The organism is Comamonas sp. C24C (assembly GCF_053345995.1).
Window position 1 is genome coordinate 80,620 of sequence record NZ_JBKFBC010000013.1, and the last position, 17,959, is coordinate 98,578.

Consider the following 17,959-nt stretch of genomic DNA (forward strand, 5'->3'; position numbering starts at 1 on the left):
CCATCGTCTTTTTGGACGACGACCGGGAAATCTTCAGGTCCGAGCATGTGCCTTCCCGTTCATGGCTTTCAAGAGAAATATTCAGGAGACAAAATGACCCAGACGAATTCGTCCATCGGCATCCGCCAGCTGCTGGACATGCAAAAGCAGGCCTTTATCGAAGAAGGTGCAGTCAGCGCCGAAGTGCGCATGCAGCGCCTGCAGCAGCTCATCGACATGCTGGTGGAGCACAAGAATGCCCTGTGCCAGGCCATGGGCGAAGACTTCGGCGGCCGCCCTGCGGTATTTTCGCTGGCCAACGACATCCTGGGCTCGCTGGCCTCTCTCAAGCATGCGCGCGACCATCTCAAGGACTGGCTGGGCGACTCGGCGCGTCCCAGCGTCAAACCCTTCGACATGTTCGGTGCCACGGCCTGGGTCAAGTACCAGCCCAAGGGCGTGATCGGCATCATCGGCACCTGGAATGCGCCGCTGTTCACCTTGCTGTCGCCGCTGGCCTGCGCGTTCGCGGCGGGCAACCGGGCCGTGCTCAAGCCTTCCGAAATCGCACCGCGCACGGCCCAGGTGCTGGCCGAGGCCGTGGCCAAGCGCTTTGATCCCCAGGTGCTGGCCGTGGTGCAGGGCGGCCCCGAGGTGGCGGCCGCATTTGCCGAGCAGCCCTGGAACCACCTGGTCTTCACGGGCTCCACCAGCGTGGGCAAGCTCATCATGGCTGCCGCCGCCAGGAATCTGGTGCCCGTGACGCTGGAGCTGGGCGGCAAGTCTCCTGTGCTGGTCAGCGACACGGCCGATATCGCCCATGCGGCCGAACGCATTGCCGTGGGCAAGTCGCTGAACTCCGGCCAGCTGTGCGTGTCGCCTGACGAGGTCTGGGTTCATGAGTCGCGGCTGCAGGCGCTGGCCGAAGGGATTGCCGCGCAATACCAGTCGCTGTATCCCTCGGTGAGCGGCAATGCGGATATGACGCCCGTGATCAACGAGCGTCACCATGCCCGTGTGAAAGCCTATGTGGACGATGCCAAGGCGCGTGGCCTGAGCGTGCTGGAAGTCGGTGCCGCGCAAGCCGGGTCGGACCGTCGCCTGCCGCTGGCGCTGGTCATCAACCCGCCTGCCGACGCCGAGATCTCCCGGCATGAAATCTTCGGCCCGGCCATGGTGCTGCGCAGTTTCCACAACATCCGCGATGCGGTGGCGGCGATCAATGCCGGCGAGCGCCCGCTGGCGCTGTACTACTTCGGCAACGACGAGACGGAGCAGGGCTGGGTGCTGGACAACACGCTGTCCGGCGGTGTCTCCATCAACGACGTGGTCATGCATCCGGCGCTGGAAGACGCCCCGTTCGGCGGTGTGGGAGCTTCGGGCATGGGTCACTACCATGGCCGAGAGGGCTTTCTCGAGTTCAGTCATGCGCGCTCCGTCTACAAGGCCGGCAGCCACGACCCGCGTCGAGAGTGGGGCATGCTGCCGCCATATAACGAGCAGTTCGCACAGATGCTGCAGGCCGCAGTCACCCCCTGAGCCGAAGCGCGGCTTGCCCCTCTGTGCTTCGCGGAGGGAACGACGGCTTCGCTGCGGGGCAGCGGAGCATCCTGGGTCCTTGCCCGCTGTCTCTGATCCGGAATCAGCATGATTCGCGGCTCTGCCCCGGTGCAGTGCTATCCATTTCAGGAGCTCATTTCTTGCGTGTTGACACAAGCTGCAAGGGCCGACCATGGGACTTGTCTCATGGTCCGTTTGGCTGATGTTTCAAAAGCGTTTCATGCAGAGCATGGCTGGGTTGGAACGCAATCAGAGGAAGAGACATGAACGATATTTTTCGCCAGTTTTCGCTGGAGGGTCAGGTTGCTGTCGTGACCGGTGCGGGCAAGGGAATTGGCCGTGCTTGTGCGATCACGCTGGCCAGGGCGGGCGCCGATGTGGCGCTGTTTGCGCGAACCGAGGCGGATCTGCAGGCCGTCAAGGCCGAGATCGAAGTGCTGGGGCGTCGCGCCATCATCGTGCCTGGCGATGTGAACCGGGAAGAGGACCTGCAGGCCCTGATCGACCGCACCGTGGCTGAGCTGGGCAAGATCAATGTGCTCATCAACAATGTGGGCGGCGGCGGCCCCAACGACCCACGCAAGGTCACGGGCAAGGCCGTGGGCGACATGCTGGCCTTCAATGTGGTGCCTGCCTATACGCTGATCCAGAAGGTGGCCGCCGCCATGGACGCCGCAGGCGGCGGCGCGGTGGTCAATATCTCGTCCACGGCGGCGCGCTACTCGCAAAAGTACTTCAGCGCTTATGCGGCTTCCAAGGCCGCGCTCAACCAGCTCACACGCTGCCTGGCGCAGGACTTCGGTCCCAGGGTGCGTATCAACGCCATCGAGCCCGGCACCATCATGACCGATGCGCTGGCACCGTTTCTCACGCCCGAGCGCAAGGAACGCATGGAAAAAACCACGCCCATGGCACGCATGGGCCAGCCCGAAGACATTGCCAACGCCGCGCTGTTTCTGGCCAGCCCCGCATCCAGCTGGGTGACCGGCAAGGTGCTGGGAGTGGACGGAGGCGTGGAAGCGCCGAACTTCTGAGTCTGAAGGCATCGCTCAGGCGGGGCCGACCGCTTCGCGCAGAAAAAGGGAGCTTGGGCTCCCTTTTTCCATGCACTCTTGATGATGTCGCTTGAGCCAGGCCATGGCTTGAATCGAGCCTTTGCGGTCCTGGTCAAGCGCAATGGCAACGTCTGCAAGCTGCACCCCGCGATGACGCGGCCGTTGTGCGATGGCGCTCTGGTGTGGCTTCAGCATGTCTTCGGCTGAGCCACTTGTTTGGCACCTGATGGCCGGCCTTGGTCATGCCTTGGGCCGGATGTGCTCCTGCATCAGGTCCACAAAGGCTTTCACCTTTGCAGGCCGAAAGCGTGCCGTCGGGAACACGGCATGAATGCCCCCCGAGGGCAGCGACCATCTGGGCAGTACCTGTATCAGCGTGCCGTTCTTCAAATCATCGGCCACCGCGAAGTCGGGCAGTACCGACAGGCCCGCGCCCTGGCGCACGGCCTCGCGCACGCCCAGCGTCGCATCCAGCGAGATCACCGGATGCACGGTCACGCTCTGCTGCTCCAGCTCGCCGCGCGAGAAGCGCCAGCTGCAGGGGTCACGCAAGGCCGTGTTCGCCACGAAAGGCAGCTCGCCGATATGCTGCGGCTGCTTGAGCTGCCCCACTTGCCGGCGCATCGAGGGCGCAGCGACCAGCAGTTGCCGGAAGCTCCCGATCTGACGGGCCTGCACGTTGAGGTCGGAAAGCCAGCCCACGCGGATTGCCAGCTCCACCTGCCCCGACATCAGGTCGAGCGACTGGTCGCTGAACACGGCATCCACCTTGCATTGGGGGTAGCGCCGGGTGAACTCGGTGATGGCAGGCACCACCGCCGTGATGCCATAGTCCAGCGGAGCGGTCAGGCGCAGGATGCCCGAAGGCTCGGCCGCCACTTCACCGAGCTCGTCGAAGGCATCGCCTGCCTCCTTGAGGATGGATGCGCAGCGCTGGTAGAAGAGCCGGCCTGCGTCGGTGGGTACGACTTTGCGGGTGGTGCGGGTCAGCAGCGTGGTGCGGAACTCACGCTCGAGTCTGGCGACCTGCTGGCTGACCACGGCCTTGGTGATTCCCAGCCGGTCTGCGGCGGCCGTGAAGCTGCCGGTCTCCACCACAGCTGCGAAGTAGGCCAGGCGCTTGAGATTGGCAAGCCTGCCGGCGATGGATTCTTCTGGATTGTTTGTCATTGACATACGGTTTATCTATTCGATCGGGGTTTTTCTGTCAATGCATTGTTTCTACGATCACGGTATTCAAGCCATGGAGCCCTTTTGTGACCAAGACCCTGCATTACGTATTCGACCCTCTGTGCGGCTGGTGCTACGGTGCCGCCGCAGCAGTGACGGCTCTGGGCAAGGCGCCCGAGGTCGAACTGCGCCTGGCGCCCAGCGGCCTCTTCGCCGGCGCCGGTGCACGTCCCATGGACGACGACTTTGCGGCCTATGCCTGGAGCAACGACCAGCGTATTGAGCGCCTGACGGGCCAGCGCTTCAGCGAGATCTACCGCAGCCAGGTGCTGTCGGACCGCCAGCAGCGGTTCGACAGCGGTCCCGCCACCCTGGCGCTGAGCGCCGTCAGCCAGACCGCTCCCGAGCGAGAGTCAGAGGCCCTTGAAGCCATCCAGCATGCGCGCTATGTCAACGGCGAGGACATCACCAGGTTGGAGCCGCTGGCGGCCGTGCTGCAGGCCCAGGGGCTGGAGCAGGCGGCTGCATGCCTGCTGCGGTCTGATGGAGAGCTGCTGGCAGCCAATCGCGCCCGCATCGCCGCTGCGCAGGCCTTGCTGGGCCAGTTCGGCGCGCGTGGCGTTCCGTGCTTCATCCTGGAAACCCATGGCCAGCGTCAGTTGCTGAATTCCAGTGCCGCTTACGCCAATCCGCAGGCCTTTGCCGAGCAAATCGCCAAGGCCTGAGGCTTTCGCCTTTCAACCCCGTCATCCCGAAACTTACCGGAGAACCATCATGCTGAATCGCAGAGACTTTGTTCAAACCGTCGCCGTCGCCGGAATCGCCACAGGCCTGGCAGGTTGCGCCGCTGCCGTGACCGGCCATTCCAGGCTGCAATGGCAGCACTTCCCTGCAGACGACAAAGGCTTTTTCCGTGCGCCCGTGCTGCTTTCGGGCGACCAGGAGGCCGTTCTTATCGACGGCGGCTTTTCCCTGCCCGACGGCCGCGCCGTGGCTGAAGCCATCAAGGCTTCGGGCAAGCAGCTCAGCACCATCTATATCAGCCAGAGCGACCCGGACTATTACTTCAGCCTGGGACCGATCAAGGCCGCCTTTCCCGCCGCCAGGGTGATCGCAGCCTCCGACACTATTGCCGCCATCCGCGCCAATGTGCAAAAGAAGATTGATACCTGGGCGCTCCAGCTCAAGGAGAACGGTCCGCAGAAGCTCGCCGATATCGTCTTTCCCGAAGCCTATGACGGCCCTGCGCTGATGCTGGAAGGCCACCGCATCGAAATCGTCAAGGCGCAGGGACTGGAGAACCGCCGCTACCTGTGGGTTCCCTCGCTGAATGCGGTCTTCGGCGGCGTGCTGGTGTTCTCGGGCCTGCATGTGTGGACGGCCGATACCCCAACGCCAGCCTCTCGCGCCGCCTGGGTCAGGAATCTGGAGGCCATCGCCGCACGCAAGCCGGCCGTGGTCGTGCCGGGCCACCTGGGCGCCCATGGCGCGCTGGACGTTTCGGCCGTGAACTACACCCGCGAATACCTGCTGGCCTTCGAGCAGGAGCTGGCCAAGGCCGCCAATGGCGATGCCTTGATCGCCGCCATGAACAAGCGCTATCCTGACGCCGGCCTGGCCGCTGCGCTGCAGATCGGCGCCAAGGTGGCCAAGGCCGAGATGAAATGGGGCTGAAGCCCGGGAAGCACACCATGACCACCAATCTGGACATAATCCGCTCGACCTACGAAGGTCTGCCCGAGGAGAACGGCAGGAATCTGCTGGCCGCACTGGCGCCCGACGCGCGGTGGACAGAGGCCGCCGGCTTTCCCTATGCCGGAACCTACGTCGGCCCGCAGCAAATCGTCGCGGGCGTGTTCCAGCGGCTGGCAACGGAGTGGGACGGCTACAGCGCCAAGGTCCACACCTACCTGGCCGATGGCGACCGCGTGGCAGCCTTCGGCGTCTACTCGGGCACCTATCGCAAGACGGGCAAGGCGATGACGGCTGGCTTTGCCCATCTGTACCAGCTCAACGAGGGCAGGATCACGAGCATGGAGCAATATGTGGACAGCCACCTCGTGCAGCAGGCGCTGCTGGCCTGAGCACAAGCGTGCCCTGTCATGAGCGATGTCAACGCACAGTTGGAAGCCATCGTGCTGCAGATGCGGGCCGGGCAATGGAATGCCGCGCACGATGCCGTGCAGCAGCATGAAGGCCTGCTCGCAGCCTGGCTGCATGGGCTGCTGCATCTGCAGGAGGGCGATCTCGAGGACGCAGAGAACTGGTACGAGCGCGCCGGCCAGCGTTTCAGGCAGCGCGGCACGCCGCAGCAGGAGCTGGACCGGTTCGAGGCCGCGCTGCGCTCTCGGCCCGGTGCGTGAACTTCAGGCCGACTTGCTGTCCGGTATTCGGCCTCTCGCCGTCACGGGGGCTGGCCGGTGTTGACCGCCCTCTCGGCGAGCAGGCTCTTCAGGTCCGCGCAGAGCCGCGCCGGGCCAGGGCCCGTCCTAGCTCAGTCCTCGCTGTAACGCGGGTAGCCAGCGTCTGCCCAGCGCTGCGCGGAGGCACGATTGAGGCCATGGTCGGGCCGGACTCGTACCTTGGCCAGCTCGCTGCCATCGGCCGCGGTGGCCGTGAGAGTCGCCGTGGGGTTGTCCTCATCGGGCTCGATATCGAGCGCCACCGTCACGCGAGATCCGCGAACGTCGATCTGTATGGCTTTGTGCAACAGCGCCGCCTGGTGCTGCTCATGCCGGCGTATGACTTCGCTGGCGGTCTTCACGAGGGTGTTGAAGGCCGATACATCAAGAGGCTTGGGGTTCTTCTTGTCGCGCCCCATGGTCCATGGGCCGACCAGAGCGGGCTCCGCCTGGCCGTCCCGGGTCATGGACACGGCCCAGCCATCGTCGTCTTCATTCTTGATGACGCGGGCTTCCCAGCCCTTGTGATGCCAAAGGCGGTCTTCGAAGATGGAGAGGTCTTCTTGTTCGAGTTCTGCTGACATGTCTGGACCTTGGTCGGGGAGCTATCAAGTCCAAAGTCTACTGTTTCTTTATACAGTTTGCGGGACTGGGTCTATACAGGGCAGCATGTCCGGGCAGGGGCGGGCGCAGTCATCGGCTTTTTGAAATCACGTCGCTCATGTATTTGTTCAGGTCGCGAAAATCCTGCACCGTCCAGGGATGCGGGGCGAGCTTGACCCCGTTCTCCCGCAGGGTTCTGGGAATCAGGTCCCCGTTCGGTCGGAGTATGACCGAGGAAACAATGACGCCCGGATATTCCTGGAGCCGCTTCCTGAAGGCTGCGCTGGTCAGATCCGGTGTGGGAGGATTGCTTTTCCTGGCCAAGGGGCCGGTGCCCTTGATATCAGCACCGTGGCAGACGGCACATCTCTGGGTGAAGAGATTTTTTCCATTGTTGTTCTGTGCAGAAGCCGGTGCTGTCTGGGTGAGCAGCAGGGCTCCGAGCAAAGTGATGAAGCATTCCCTTGCGTGCATTGGGTCTTGTCGTCGGTCGTGAGGTTTGCGGGCGCTAAAAGTATAGGGCTGCTGGCCTGGAGCGGTGGCTTGCGGCTGGACGCAGCCCGGTGACTGTTTCCTGCTTCCTGTTGCTCGGGGCAGACCAACTGGCGACCTGCGGCAAAAGGCCGACACTGCCGGCTGTAGTTTTGATGAAGAGCCGCCTGCGGGCCCAGGCTTGCAGGCGGTTTCGGTTCTCCGGTCAGTGGCTTCAGACTTCGCGCCCGGCCTGATGGCCAGAATGCATGGCCCCCTCGATATAGCCCAGGTCCTGGCAGTCCCCGATGCGGCGCACGGGAGTCCGGGTAAGGGCTTGCAGCTGCTCGGCGACGCTGGAATCGGCTTCGGCGCCAATGGCCAGCACCACGGAGTCGGCAGGCGTGCGGTATTCCTCGCCTTTCTTGTCCGTCCAGACGACTTCCTTGCGCTCGATGCGCGTGACGCTGGACTGCATCAGCAGCTTGCCATGGTTCTTCACGGCGTCGTACACGCGCCAGCGGCGCACGATGGCCAGCTCGGTGCCCGGGTGGGTGCCGGGGTCCAGCACGGTGACTTCGCGGCCGCGATCGAGCAGGAACTCGGCCAGTTCCAGACCGACCAGACCTGCGCCGATGATGACCACGCGCTTGCCCAGGGGCATCCACAGCTTGGACAGATTCTGGATCGCTGCCGTGCTGTCAGTCACCTTGAGCATGCCGCCGGCCTTGAACAGCGCGCGCTCGGCCAGATTCAGCTTGGCCTTGGCAATCTCGTCGGCCCGGTCGCCCGTCATCAGGCGGCGCAGCTCGTCGCCGCTCCAGACATGGCTTTGCTGGGCACCCTCGATGGCGGGGGCAGCACGCCTGGCGCCGGTGCCCACCAGAATCTCGTCGGGCTGCAGCTCGGCCAGCAGTCCGGCATCGACCGTGGTGTTCAGGCGCAGCTGGATGTTCGGGTGGTCCATCTGCCGCACCAGATAGTCGAGCAGGCGGCCGTTTTCGGGATAGGCCAGGGCGGCAAAGAACAGGGTGCCGCCGAGGCGGTCACTGCGCTCGACCAGCGTCACGCGGTGGCCGCGCAGGGCGGCAACGCGCGCCGCTTCCATGCCCGAGGGGCCGCCGCCGACGATCAGCACATGCCTGGGCTTGGCCGCAAAGGCAATGGTCTTGACGGCTTCATGACCGGTCAGTGCATTGACGGCGCACTTGATGCCGCGGTTGACGAAGATTTCGCTCACGCAGGCATAGCAGTAGATGCAGGGGCGCACGTCGCCGGCTGCATTGGCCTGCAGCTTGTTGACCATGTCGGGCTCGGCCAGCAGCTTGCGGCCCATGGCCACGAAGTCGATCTCTCCCCTGGTCACGGCATCGGCGGCATCGTCAAGCTCCCAGCGCCCGGCCGAGATGATGGGAAGGTTCACGGTCTGCTTGAACTGCCGCGCAAATTCGCGGTAGGCGTTCTCCTTCTGCGGAATCGGGGCGTCGGTGAACGCCGAGCCGGTGGGCATGCGGGCATAGGCAGAGACGCTGATGGCATCCATGCCCAGTTCCTCGCAGAGCCTGGCGGTCTTGAGTGCCTCGTCCATGGTGATGCCGCCGGGCGTGTGCATTTCTTCCGCGTCCAGACGTACCCAGACCGGATAGTCGGGGCCCACGCGCCTGCGCACCTCGGTCAGCACCTCGCGCAACAGGCGGCTGCGGTTCTCGTAGCTGCCGCCGTACTCGTCGGTGCGGCTGTTGAAGAAGGGCGAGAGAAAATTGGCGATCATGTAGTTGTGCGCGCAATGCACTTCCACCGCGTCGAAGTTGGCCTGCTTGGCGCGCAGGGCTGCAGCGGCAAACCACTCCACCATCTGCACGATATCGGCCTTGTTCATGATGCGGTAGCGCTCCGGGTAGGGGCCGACGCCGACAAAGGTCGAGAACTCCTTGGGCGTGATGGTGCGCATGCCGTCGTGAACCGGGCCGTCGGGCGGCATGGAGGATACCCACATTTCGCGGCCGCAGGCGCGGTCGTGGGCGGCGACCTTGCCGCTGTGATTGATCTGCACCGCGATCTTGCCGCCATGGGCATGGACGCGGCGCGTGACTTCGGCCAGGCCGGGGATGAAGCTGTCGTTCGAGATGCCCAGCTGGTGCGGCTCGCTGGTGCCGGAAGGCCAGGAAATGGCCGCCGTTCCCATGATGATGAGACCGGTTCCGCCCTGAGCCCTGGCTTCGTAATAGGCCTGGGTGCGTTCGCCGCAGCAGCCGTCGTCGCCGCCGAAGTTCTCTCCCATGGGGGCCATGGCGATGCGGTTCTTCAGCTCCATGAAGCCGATACGTCCTGTCTGCAGCAGGGATGCGTGGGGATTGTTCATTTTTCTCGCTGTCTCCTATAGTTTGCGGCCGAGTTCGGCGCCTTCTTCGATGGCTCTCGCAGCATCAATCTTGTGCGCATTGCGTGCACCGCCAATCACGGTATGCGCAATGCCGCAGGCCTGAAGCCTGGGCGACCAGGGGTCGTGCGACTCCTGTCCGGCGCAGACCACGATGTGGTCCACGCTCAGGCAGCGCTGCTCGCCGCGTATGCGCAGGTGCAGGCCGTTGTCGTCGATATGGATGTATTCCACGTCGTTGAACATGCGTGCGCTCTTGTTCTTGATCCGGGTACGGCGGATCCAGCCCGTGGTGGTGGGCAGGCTGCTGCCCATGGCCGCCTTGCTGCGCTGAAGCAGCCAGATCTGACGTGGCGAATCGGCCCTCTCGCTGGCCTTGATGCCGCCGCGTTGCTCGCGTTCGGGGTCGATGCCCCATTCGCGGTCGAAGGCGGCCACGCTGCCGTCGTCGGCCTTGTGATGGGACAGCAGCTCGGCCATGTCGAAGCCCAGCGGCCCCGCGCCCACGATGGCCACGCGTTCGCCGACAAAGCGGGGGCTGCGCAATGCCTCGATATAGTCCACCACCTTGGAGCTGTTCTCGCCCTCGATGCCGCTGCGCCGCGGTGTCACTCCCGTGGCCACGACCACATGATCAAAGCCGCTCAAGGTGTCGATGTCCGGTGTGGTGTTGAGCCGCAGCTCTATGCCCAGGCGCTGGATCTCATGCTCGAAATAGCGCAGCGTCTCGCCCAGCTCCTGCTTGCCGGGTACCTTCTGCGCCAGAAAGAACTGGCCGCCGATGCGGATGCCGGGCTCGAACAGCGTCACCTTGTGGCCCCGGTCGGCCGCCTCGCGCGCGCAGGCTAGTCCCGAGGGGCCCGCGCCCAGTACGGCGATCTTGCGCGCTGCTGCGGCTTTTTCCTGGGGCCATTCCCATTCCCGGCAGGCTCTGGGGTTGACCAGACAGCTGACCTGCTGGCGCGTGAAGATGCGATCCAGGCAGGACTGGTTGCAGGCAATGCAGGTGTTGATGGCGCTGTTCTGGCCTGCCTGCGCCTTGCGCACAAAGGCCGGGTCGGCCAGAAAGGGGCGGGCCATGGCCACCATGTCGGCATGGCCCTGGGCAATCAGGTCATCGGCCACTTCGGGAGTGTTGATGCGGTTGCTGGCCGCCACGGGAACGCTGACCGCACGCTTGAGCTGCTCGGCAGCCCAGCTGAAGGCCGCGCGCGGCACCATCATGGCGATGGTGGGAATGCGCGCCTCATGCCAGCCCACGCTGGTGTTGAACAGGTCCACGCCAGCGGCTTCCAGCTGGCGTGCTAGGTCCAGCACTTCCTTCCAGTGGCTGCCATGCTCGACCAGATCCATCAGGGACAGGCGAAAGCTGATGACGAAGTTCTCGGGCACGGCCGCGCGTATGCCCTGCACGATGCGCAGGGCAAAGCGACTGCGGCCGGCGGCATCGCCACCCCATTCGTCGGTGCGGAAGTTGGTCAGCGGCGCCAGGAACTGGTTGATCAGATAGCCCTCGCCGCCCATGACTTCCACGCCGTCATAGCCGGCTTCGCGGGCCAGGCAGGCGCAGCGCACATAGTCGGCAATGATCTGCTCGATCTGGGCCGCGCTGAGTTCGCGCGAGCTGCGGCTGCTGAGCTTGGAGAGCACGCTGCTGGGCGAGACACCGCCGCTGCCGTGGTCGTAGCGGCCCACATGCAGCACCTGCATGAGGATGTGGCAGCCCTCGGCATGCACGGCGTCCGTGATGAGGCGATGCCGGGCCGCCTGCTCGGGCGTGCAAAGTGTCGAGAACTCGGCATGCTCGGGCATGCCCAGTGCGTACTCGTTGACGCCGAAGCCGCCGGTGACGATGAGCTGCAGCCCCTCCCGGGCACGCTCGGTGTAGAAGAGGGCCAGCTTCTCGAAACCCTGAGCCTGATCCTCCAGCCCGGTATGCATGGAGCCCATCAGAATCCGGTTCTTGAGGGTGATATGGCCGATGGTGATGGGCTGGAAGAGATGGGGGTACATGGCTGGTTTCCTCACACGCAAACGTTGCGCCAGTGTAGGAATGGCCACGGTAAATTCTCCCTAGGGGAATCACATCGTCCGTTTGCATGTAGTCTGACTTTTCGTGATGGGCTTTGATGTGCGCCATCACAACCCAGACCCAAGGAAACAAGACATGTCCATCATCGTGATGAGCGGCTGCGCCACCGGCATCGGCGCCGCCACGCGCAAGGCCCTGGAGGCGGCCGGCCACCAGATCGTCGGAATCGATGTCCGCGATGCAGAAGTGATCGCGGACCTCTCGACGGCCCAAGGCCGCAGCCAGGCGGTCGCCGATGTGCAGGCCAGGTGCGGCAAGAGCATGGACGGCCTGGTGCTGTGCGCCGGCCTGGGGCCGCAGACCAAGGTGGTCGGCAATGTGGTTTCGGTCAATTACTTTGGCGCGACCGAGCTGCTGGACGCTTTTCTGCCGCTGCTGAAACAGGGTCGGCAGCCCGCTGCCGTCGTCATCTCGTCCGTGGCTTCCGCGCATCTGACGCACGACAGGAACCCGCTGGCACCGGCACTGGAGGCCGGCGAGGGAGCCAAGGCCCGCGCCATTGTCGAACAGGCGGGAGAGCAGGGCGGCAACCTGGCCTATGCAGGTAGCAAGAACGCTCTCACGGTGGCCGTGCGCAAGCGCGCCGCGGCATGGGGCGAGGCCGGCGTGCGCCTGAACACCATCGCCCCCGGCGCGACCGAGACGCCCTTGCTGCAGGCGGGCCTGCAGGACCCGCGTTATGGCGAATCCATTGCCAAGTTCGTGCCTCCGCTGGGCCGCCGCGCCGAGCCCGCTGAAATGGCATCCGTCATCGCCTTTCTCATGAGTGAGGCCGCCAGCTATGTGCATGGCGCGCAGATCGTGATCGACGGCGGTATCGATGCGGTGATGCGCCCCACGGGATTCTGATTCCCCCTGAGCCGCCTTGTGGCTTGCTCCCGGGAGGCAGGAGCATGGCTGCCTCTTACCTGGGGCCGTCTTGCTCGGGAGCGCCTTGTTCTGGAATTCTGGAGCTGAGATGAACTCTGTTGAACATATGACCGCGGTTGTGCAGCGCTATGTGGCTGCGCTGAATGCCGGCGATCTGGACGGCATCGTCGCGCTGTTTGCCGATGACTCCACGGTGGAAGACCCCGTGGGCTCCGAGCCCCGGCGCGGCAGGGAGGCGATTCGCGCGTTCTATGCCAACTCGCTCAAGCTGCCCTTGGCGGTGGAGCTGACGCAGGAAGTGCGCGCGGTTGCCGACGAAGCGGCCTTCGCCTTCACCGTGAGTTTCGAGTATCAGGGCCGCAAGACCGTGATTGCGCCCATCGATCACTTTTGCTTCAACAACGCAGGCAAGGTGGTGAGCATGCGCGCCTTGTTTGGCGAGAAGAATATTCACGCCGGCGTCTGAGCAAGCTCTTCATGGCCATGGCGCAGGCCGTGACGGCTCTTTCGACACAGGCGCCGATACAGATTCTGCAGCGCAGGCGCAGCACCGATCTCGCATCGCTTCGTTCGGTCTATGGCGAGCTTTCCCGGAGCTGGAGAAGCCATGGCGCAGGCGCTGCCGAGTCGCAACAACCCACGCTTGCCATGCTCTTTATTCAGAAGCTGCTTGCGCTTGACTGTATTCAAATTTCGTATGATTTATAGCTGAAATCAATAATAGACATGCGCTAGATGCTCTTGTTTAAATAGCTTTTGAGGTGCTGAATGCAGTGAGTCGGGCTGGATCGGCGCCTGGTCCAGTCAGGCCGGCCCTTCAGGGATTGGCGTATTTCAGATGGATGATGGGGTAGGCGCGGCCTTGCCCATCGAGCGCAGAGCGGCCCGTGCGCTTGAAGCCCAGGCGTTCGTAAAAGCCCACTGCCTGCGCATTCTGCTCGTTCACGTCGGTGCTCATCTCGGGGTGCAGCGTCAGGCCGTGGCGCACCAGCGCCGCACCGAGGCCACGGTGCCGGAAGGCAGGGTCCACAAACAGCGCTTCCATATGGCCCTGGTTCATGAGCATGAAGGCCAGGGGATGGTCCTGCGCGTCGACAGCGAACCACAGCGCGGCGTGTGGCAGAAAGCCGCACACCATCTCGTCAATCTCGGCGCGATCCTGCGGACTCAGAAAGTCATGCGTGGCATCAACGGCATGGCGCCAGATCTCTATCGCTCGTGTCCCTTCGTCGGGGCGGGAAGCTCGAATGGAAGTCATCGACGGATTATGTACACCAAGCATGCTTGGCCCGAGGGCGGGCATCAGGAGCGGTCCATGCCTGTCAGATGGGGCTGCAGCACCTCGGTGATCCAGTTCAGGAAAGCGGTGACCCGCGGCGCAATATGTCTGCGATGCGGGTAGAGCAGGGATACCGGCATGGGCGGGGCCTTGAAGTCGGGCATGACCTCGACCAACAGACCCTGATCGAGCAGATGGCGCGCACCCCGGACGGGCGCCTGAATCAGGCCCAGACCGGCAAGACAGGCGGCCTGGTAGGCATCCGTGCCGTTGACCACCAATGCGCAGCGCATGGGCTGCAGGGCGCTCTCCCTGCCGCGCTGATACTCCCAGCCCGCGCCATGCCGTCCGAGCTGGTTTGCATAGTGAATGATCCGGTGGCGTGACAGATCAGCCAATGTTGCGGGTGTGCCGTGGCGCTCCAGATAGGCGGGGCTGGCCAGATTGCACATCTCCAGCGCGCCGAGCGTGCGGGCGATCAAGTCGGTATCTGCCAGCGGTCCGATGCGCACCACGCAGTCAAAGCCTTCCTGCACCACATCCACGCGGCGGTCGCTGGTGCTGATGCCCACTTCCAGCAAAGGGTGGGCCGAGAGGAATTCGGGCAGTTTCGGAAGGACGACGTCCCGGGCCAGGGTGTTGGGCATATCGATGCGCAGACTGCCACGCAGTCCGCTGGTGGCAGGCTGGAACATGGCTTGCAGCTGTTCCAAGTCGGCCACCAACTCCTTGCTGCGTTCGAGGAACTGCTCGCCATCGGCGGTCAGCCGCACATGTCTGGTAGTGCGTTGCAGCAGACGGGTTCCGAGCTGCCTTTCCAGCTGCTGGACCACGGTCGACACACGGCTTTTGGTCAGCCCGAGCTGGTCTGCGGCCAGCGTGAAGCTGGAGAGCTCGGCAACGCGGGTGAACACATGAAGCGCATTGAAGTCCATGGCTTGATTGTATTTTCAAAGTGAACAGTGAGATCTTTATTGAGGTGTTTATTCATGGATTGAGAACACCTAAAGTCCTGGCTTGTTGACATCCTCCATGAGACCGACATGCAAGCATCTGCACCCCGTATCGCATTGATCACCGGCGCAAGCCGTGGCCTGGGCCGTAGCGAAGCCCTCAAACTGGCCGAACTCGGCGTTCACCTGATCGTCACTTACAAGGACAGCGAAAGCGATGCGCAGGAGCTGGTCTCCCGCATCGAGGCGCTGGGCAGCCGCGCCGTGGCGCTGCGCCTGGACGTGGGCGACAGCAAGAGCTTTGCTGCGTTTGCCGAACGTGTCAGGGGCGTGCTGGCCGACACCTGGCAGCGCGAGCAGTTCGACTATCTGGTGAACAATGCCGGCATCGGCTTGATGGCGCCGTTTGCCGAGACCACGGAAGAGCAGTTCGATCTGCTCGTCGATATTCACCTCAAGGGCACGTTCTTTCTGACGCAAAAGCTGCTGCCCCTGATCAGGGACGGCGGACGCATCGTCAATACCTCGTCCGGGCTGGCACGTTTCAGCTTCCCGGGCTATGCCGCCTATGCGGTGATGAAGGGCGGTATCGAAGTGATGACGCGTTATCTGGCCAAGGAGCTGGGGGCACGCGGCATCGCCGTGAACACCATTGCTCCCGGCGCCATAGAAACGGATTTCGGTGGTGGCGTGGTGCGCGACAATGCACAGGTCAATGCCCATATCAGCGGCCTGACCGCCATGGGTCGGGTGGGGCGTCCCGACGATGTGGGCGCCGCAGTTGCCGCATTGCTTGCCGATGGCAACAACTGGGTCACGGGCCAGCGCATTGAAGTCTCTGGCGGCATGATGCTCTGAGCAGGCGTCGACCCAGAGGAATCCATCCGGATTTCTCGGGGTGAGCGGTATCGGGCATGCAGGCGCGCAGCGGCAGAGGTGATGCCTTCGGCCTCGTTTTTGAATGGAAGATTGGAGACCGAGTCGTGCCCGAGAACTACCTGGGAAGCTGTTTATGTGCAAGAGTCGCCTATCGGCTGCTGTCGCCGCCCAGGGCCGTGACTCACTGCCATTGCGGGCAGTGCCGCAAAAGCCATGGCTCCGCGTTCGCAAGCTATGGCGCCGTGCCGCGCAAGGACTTGTGCATAGTCTCCGGGCAGAGCGATATCAAGTCCTATGCCTCTTCGGCGTCCGTGCACAGGCAGTTCTGCCAGCACTGCGGCTCGTCGCTGTTCTGGTCCAGGCAGGCCGGCGACTGGGCCGACTGGATATGCATAGCGCTGGGCACACTGGACTCGGCTTTCACGGCATCACAGCAAAAGCATGTGCACCTGGACTCCCGGCCCTTGTGGTCGGACTTTGCCGATGGCTGCATGCCGCCTGACTGAGAGATAGTCCTCTGCCAGTGCTCCCGGATCCGGGGCAAAAAAGCACTCATTCCCCCTTGAATTCCGGCTGGCGTTTCTCGATGAAGGCATGCATGCCTTCCTTCTGGTCCCGGGTCGCAAACAGAATCTGGTTGGCCTTGCGCTCCAGCATCAGGGCGGCATCCAGCGAGGCATCCATGCCGGCAATCACCACTTCCTTGATCTGCTCCACGGCCAGCGGCGGCATGGCGGCGATGAGTTTTGCCATTTTCAGGGCCTCAGGGATTACCTGATCGTCTGCACAGACTAGGCTGACCAGACCCATGGCGCAGGCCTCGTCGGCGCTGACGGGTTTGCCGGTCAACAGGATGCGCATGGCCTGGAACTTGCCCACGGCACGCACCAGACGCTGGGTGCCGCCGATGCCGGGCATGATGCCGATGCGAATTTCGGGCTGGGCAAAGCTGGCACCGCGGCCGGCAATGATGATGTCGCAATGCATGGCCAGCTCGGCCCCGCCTCCAAAGGCATAGCCGCAGACCGCCGCGATGATGGGCTTGGGGCATTTCTCGATTGGCGCCCAGACCCGCTCCGTGTGGCGCTTCATGATCTCTATGGGGCCGCAGGAGTCCATGCTCCGGATGTCGCCGCCCGCTGCGAACACCTTGTCGCCACCGGTCAGAACAATGCAGCGCACGCTGGCGTCTGCGCTCAGTGCGGCGAAGGTTCTGGACAGCGCGGCCTGCAGGGACAGGCTCAGTGCATTCGTGGCCTGAGGGCGGTTGAGCTGCACCACCGCCACGCCGTTGTCCTGCTGCCGAACCAGCAGTTCCTCCTGCGCGGCGTTCGTCATTTCAATAGCAGTAGGCGTTGCTGACATAAGGTTTCCCAAGGAGTTGAACAGGGTCGATGGTCGTTTTCAGGCAAGAGACCAACATCGTCCTTTTGGACGTATCTGCTGCCGGTGCCGAAATCTAAATTGGCAGCCATGGATACGAACAACGACTTTCAAAACAAGGTGGTGCTGGTCACCGGCGGCACCAAGGGCATAGGCAAGGCCATTGCGCAGGGGTTTCTCGCCGCAGGCGCCACGGTGGTGGTCTGCGGGCGCCAGCAACCCGAAGCGTTGCCCGATGCGGGCGGTCGCAGCGCGGACTTCATGGCCTGCGATGTGCGCGAGGCCCAGGCCATCAAGGACATGGTCGACGAGGTACAGCGCCGCCATGGTCGCCTGGACGTTCTTGTCAACAACGCCGGCGGCGCTCCCCATGTGGATGCGGCCACGGTATCGCCGCGCTTTCACGAAAGCGTGCTGCGCCTGAATCTCTTCTCGACCCTGCACGCCTCTCAGGCCGCCAATGCCGTGATGCAGCAGCAGGACGGTGGCGGCGTGATTGTCTGCATCGGCAGCATCAGCGCGCTGCGCCCTTCGCCCGGTACGGCGGCCTACGGCGCAGCCAAGGCTGCGGTGCTGAGCCTGGTCAGCTCTCTGGCGGTGGAGTGGGCGCCCAAGGTACGGGTGGTGGCCGTCAGCCCCGGCCTGGTGCGCACCGAGCAGTCGCATCTGCACTTCGGGGACGAGGCCGGTATCGCCTCGGTCGCTCAGACCATTCCTGCGGGCCGCCTGGCTGAACCCGAGGACATTGCCAACGCCTGCCTGTATGTGGCTTCGCAGAGCGCTTCCTACATGAGCGGCACCAATCTGCTGCTGCACGGCGGCGGCGAGCGCCCCGCATTCCTGAGTGCATCGAACTCGGAATCCGTGCCGCAGAAACACTGAA

21 protein-coding genes are annotated in these 17,959 nt (G+C 63.8%); 12 read left to right on the plus strand and 9 right to left on the minus strand.

Annotated elements, in window-relative coordinates; all coding sequences use genetic code 11:
* The first annotated feature begins 93 nt into the window (after positions 1–93).
* Together ACLBXN_RS20940 and ACLBXN_RS20945 are read left to right on the plus strand one after the other, a co-directional pair.
* Positions 94–1,518, plus strand: coding sequence for a coniferyl aldehyde dehydrogenase (locus tag ACLBXN_RS20940; protein ID WP_447613435.1), 1,425 nt, complete (start codon positions 94–96; stop codon positions 1,516–1,518).
* A gap of 284 nt (positions 1,519–1,802) precedes the next feature.
* On the plus strand, positions 1,803–2,573 hold the full coding sequence (locus tag ACLBXN_RS20945; RefSeq protein ID WP_447613436.1) for an SDR family NAD(P)-dependent oxidoreductase: 771 nt from the start codon (positions 1,803–1,805) through the stop codon (positions 2,571–2,573).
* A gap of 15 nt (positions 2,574–2,588) precedes the next feature.
* Here the strand turns inward: ACLBXN_RS20945 and ACLBXN_RS20950 are convergent, their stop codons facing one another.
* Together ACLBXN_RS20950 and ACLBXN_RS20955 are read right to left on the minus strand one after the other, a co-directional pair.
* The gene (locus ACLBXN_RS20950; protein WP_447613437.1) at positions 2,589–2,789 is read right to left on the minus strand and encodes a hypothetical protein; all 201 of its coding nucleotides are present in this window, start codon (positions 2,787–2,789) and stop codon (positions 2,589–2,591) included.
* A 45-nt stretch (positions 2,790–2,834) separates the two neighbouring features.
* Positions 2,835–3,770: a LysR family transcriptional regulator gene (locus ACLBXN_RS20955; RefSeq protein WP_447613438.1), complete on the minus strand. Its 936-nt coding sequence runs from the start codon at positions 3,768–3,770 to the stop codon at positions 2,835–2,837.
* A gap of 80 nt (positions 3,771–3,850) precedes the next feature.
* On the opposite strand from ACLBXN_RS20955, the gene ACLBXN_RS20960 reads away from it, so the two are divergent.
* The 4 genes from ACLBXN_RS20960 to ACLBXN_RS20975 are packed head-to-tail and all read left to right on the plus strand — an operon-like array spanning position 3,851 to position 6,127.
* Positions 3,851–4,489 carry a DsbA family protein gene (locus ACLBXN_RS20960; protein WP_447613439.1) on the plus strand — a complete coding sequence of 213 codons (639 nt, stop codon included), beginning with the start codon at positions 3,851–3,853 and terminating at the stop codon, positions 4,487–4,489.
* Positions 4,490–4,538: 49 nt separating this feature from the next.
* Positions 4,539–5,438: an MBL fold metallo-hydrolase gene (locus ACLBXN_RS20965; RefSeq protein WP_447613440.1), complete on the plus strand. Its 900-nt coding sequence runs from the start codon at positions 4,539–4,541 to the stop codon at positions 5,436–5,438.
* A 17-nt stretch (positions 5,439–5,455) separates the two neighbouring features.
* Entirely contained in the window at positions 5,456–5,848 is a 393-nt protein-coding gene (locus ACLBXN_RS20970; protein ID WP_447613441.1) for a nuclear transport factor 2 family protein, read from the plus strand.
* An 18-nt stretch (positions 5,849–5,866) separates the two neighbouring features.
* Positions 5,867–6,127: a hypothetical protein gene (locus ACLBXN_RS20975; RefSeq protein ID WP_447613442.1), complete on the plus strand. Its 261-nt coding sequence runs from the start codon at positions 5,867–5,869 to the stop codon at positions 6,125–6,127.
* 131 nt (positions 6,128–6,258) lie between these two features.
* Here ACLBXN_RS20975 and ACLBXN_RS20980 read toward each other — a convergent pair whose 3' ends face one another.
* From ACLBXN_RS20980 to ACLBXN_RS20995, 4 genes are all read right to left on the minus strand, one after another.
* Positions 6,259–6,750, minus strand: a complete 492-nt coding sequence (locus tag ACLBXN_RS20980; RefSeq protein WP_447613443.1) for a hypothetical protein — start codon at positions 6,748–6,750, stop codon at positions 6,259–6,261.
* 109 nt (positions 6,751–6,859) lie between these two features.
* Positions 6,860–7,243, minus strand: coding sequence for a c-type cytochrome (locus ACLBXN_RS20985; protein ID WP_447613444.1), 384 nt, complete (start codon positions 7,241–7,243; stop codon positions 6,860–6,862).
* 232 nt (positions 7,244–7,475) lie between these two features.
* On the minus strand, positions 7,476–9,602 hold the full coding sequence (locus ACLBXN_RS20990) for an NAD(P)/FAD-dependent oxidoreductase (RefSeq protein ID WP_447613445.1): 2,127 nt from the start codon (positions 9,600–9,602) through the stop codon (positions 7,476–7,478).
* A 15-nt stretch (positions 9,603–9,617) separates the two neighbouring features.
* Positions 9,618–11,633: an oxidoreductase gene (locus ACLBXN_RS20995; RefSeq protein WP_447613446.1), complete on the minus strand. Its 2,016-nt coding sequence runs from the start codon at positions 11,631–11,633 to the stop codon at positions 9,618–9,620.
* 154 nt (positions 11,634–11,787) lie between these two features.
* On the opposite strand from ACLBXN_RS20995, the gene ACLBXN_RS21000 reads away from it, so the two are divergent.
* The 3 genes from ACLBXN_RS21000 (at position 11,788) to ACLBXN_RS21010 (ending at position 13,290) form a co-directional block, all read left to right on the plus strand.
* Entirely contained in the window at positions 11,788–12,561 is a 774-nt protein-coding gene (locus ACLBXN_RS21000; RefSeq protein WP_447613447.1) for a 3-alpha-hydroxysteroid 3-dehydrogenase, read from the plus strand.
* 109 nt (positions 12,562–12,670) lie between these two features.
* Positions 12,671–13,048 (plus strand): steroid Delta-isomerase, encoded by a 378-nt coding sequence (locus ACLBXN_RS21005; RefSeq protein WP_447613448.1) that lies wholly within the window; start codon positions 12,671–12,673, stop codon positions 13,046–13,048.
* A gap of 11 nt (positions 13,049–13,059) precedes the next feature.
* A complete protein-coding gene (locus tag ACLBXN_RS21010) occupies positions 13,060–13,290 on the plus strand; it encodes a hypothetical protein (protein WP_447613449.1) in 231 nt (76 codons plus the stop codon).
* A 109-nt stretch (positions 13,291–13,399) separates the two neighbouring features.
* Here the strand turns inward: ACLBXN_RS21010 and ACLBXN_RS21015 are convergent, their stop codons facing one another.
* Positions 13,400–13,840 carry an acetyltransferase gene (locus ACLBXN_RS21015; protein ID WP_447613450.1) on the minus strand — a complete coding sequence of 147 codons (441 nt, stop codon included), beginning with the start codon at positions 13,838–13,840 and terminating at the stop codon, positions 13,400–13,402.
* Positions 13,841–13,884: 44 nt separating this feature from the next.
* Positions 13,885–14,796 carry a LysR family transcriptional regulator gene (locus ACLBXN_RS21020; protein WP_447613451.1) on the minus strand — a complete coding sequence of 304 codons (912 nt, stop codon included), beginning with the start codon at positions 14,794–14,796 and terminating at the stop codon, positions 13,885–13,887.
* Positions 14,797–14,904: 108 nt separating this feature from the next.
* Between ACLBXN_RS21020 and ACLBXN_RS21025 the strand changes: the two genes are divergently transcribed.
* The gene (locus tag ACLBXN_RS21025; RefSeq protein ID WP_447613452.1) at positions 14,905–15,672 is read left to right on the plus strand and encodes an SDR family NAD(P)-dependent oxidoreductase; all 768 of its coding nucleotides are present in this window, start codon (positions 14,905–14,907) and stop codon (positions 15,670–15,672) included.
* 125 nt (positions 15,673–15,797) lie between these two features.
* Positions 15,798–16,199, plus strand: coding sequence for a GFA family protein (locus tag ACLBXN_RS21030; protein WP_447613453.1), 402 nt, complete (start codon positions 15,798–15,800; stop codon positions 16,197–16,199).
* 46 nt (positions 16,200–16,245) lie between these two features.
* Here ACLBXN_RS21030 and ACLBXN_RS21035 read toward each other — a convergent pair whose 3' ends face one another.
* Positions 16,246–17,058 (minus strand): enoyl-CoA hydratase, encoded by an 813-nt coding sequence (locus ACLBXN_RS21035; protein WP_211455569.1) that lies wholly within the window; start codon positions 17,056–17,058, stop codon positions 16,246–16,248.
* A gap of 108 nt (positions 17,059–17,166) precedes the next feature.
* On the opposite strand from ACLBXN_RS21035, the gene ACLBXN_RS21040 reads away from it, so the two are divergent.
* Positions 17,167–17,958 (plus strand): SDR family oxidoreductase, encoded by a 792-nt coding sequence (locus ACLBXN_RS21040; protein ID WP_447613454.1) that lies wholly within the window; start codon positions 17,167–17,169, stop codon positions 17,956–17,958.
* The last annotated feature ends 1 nt before the right edge of the window (position 17,959 follow it).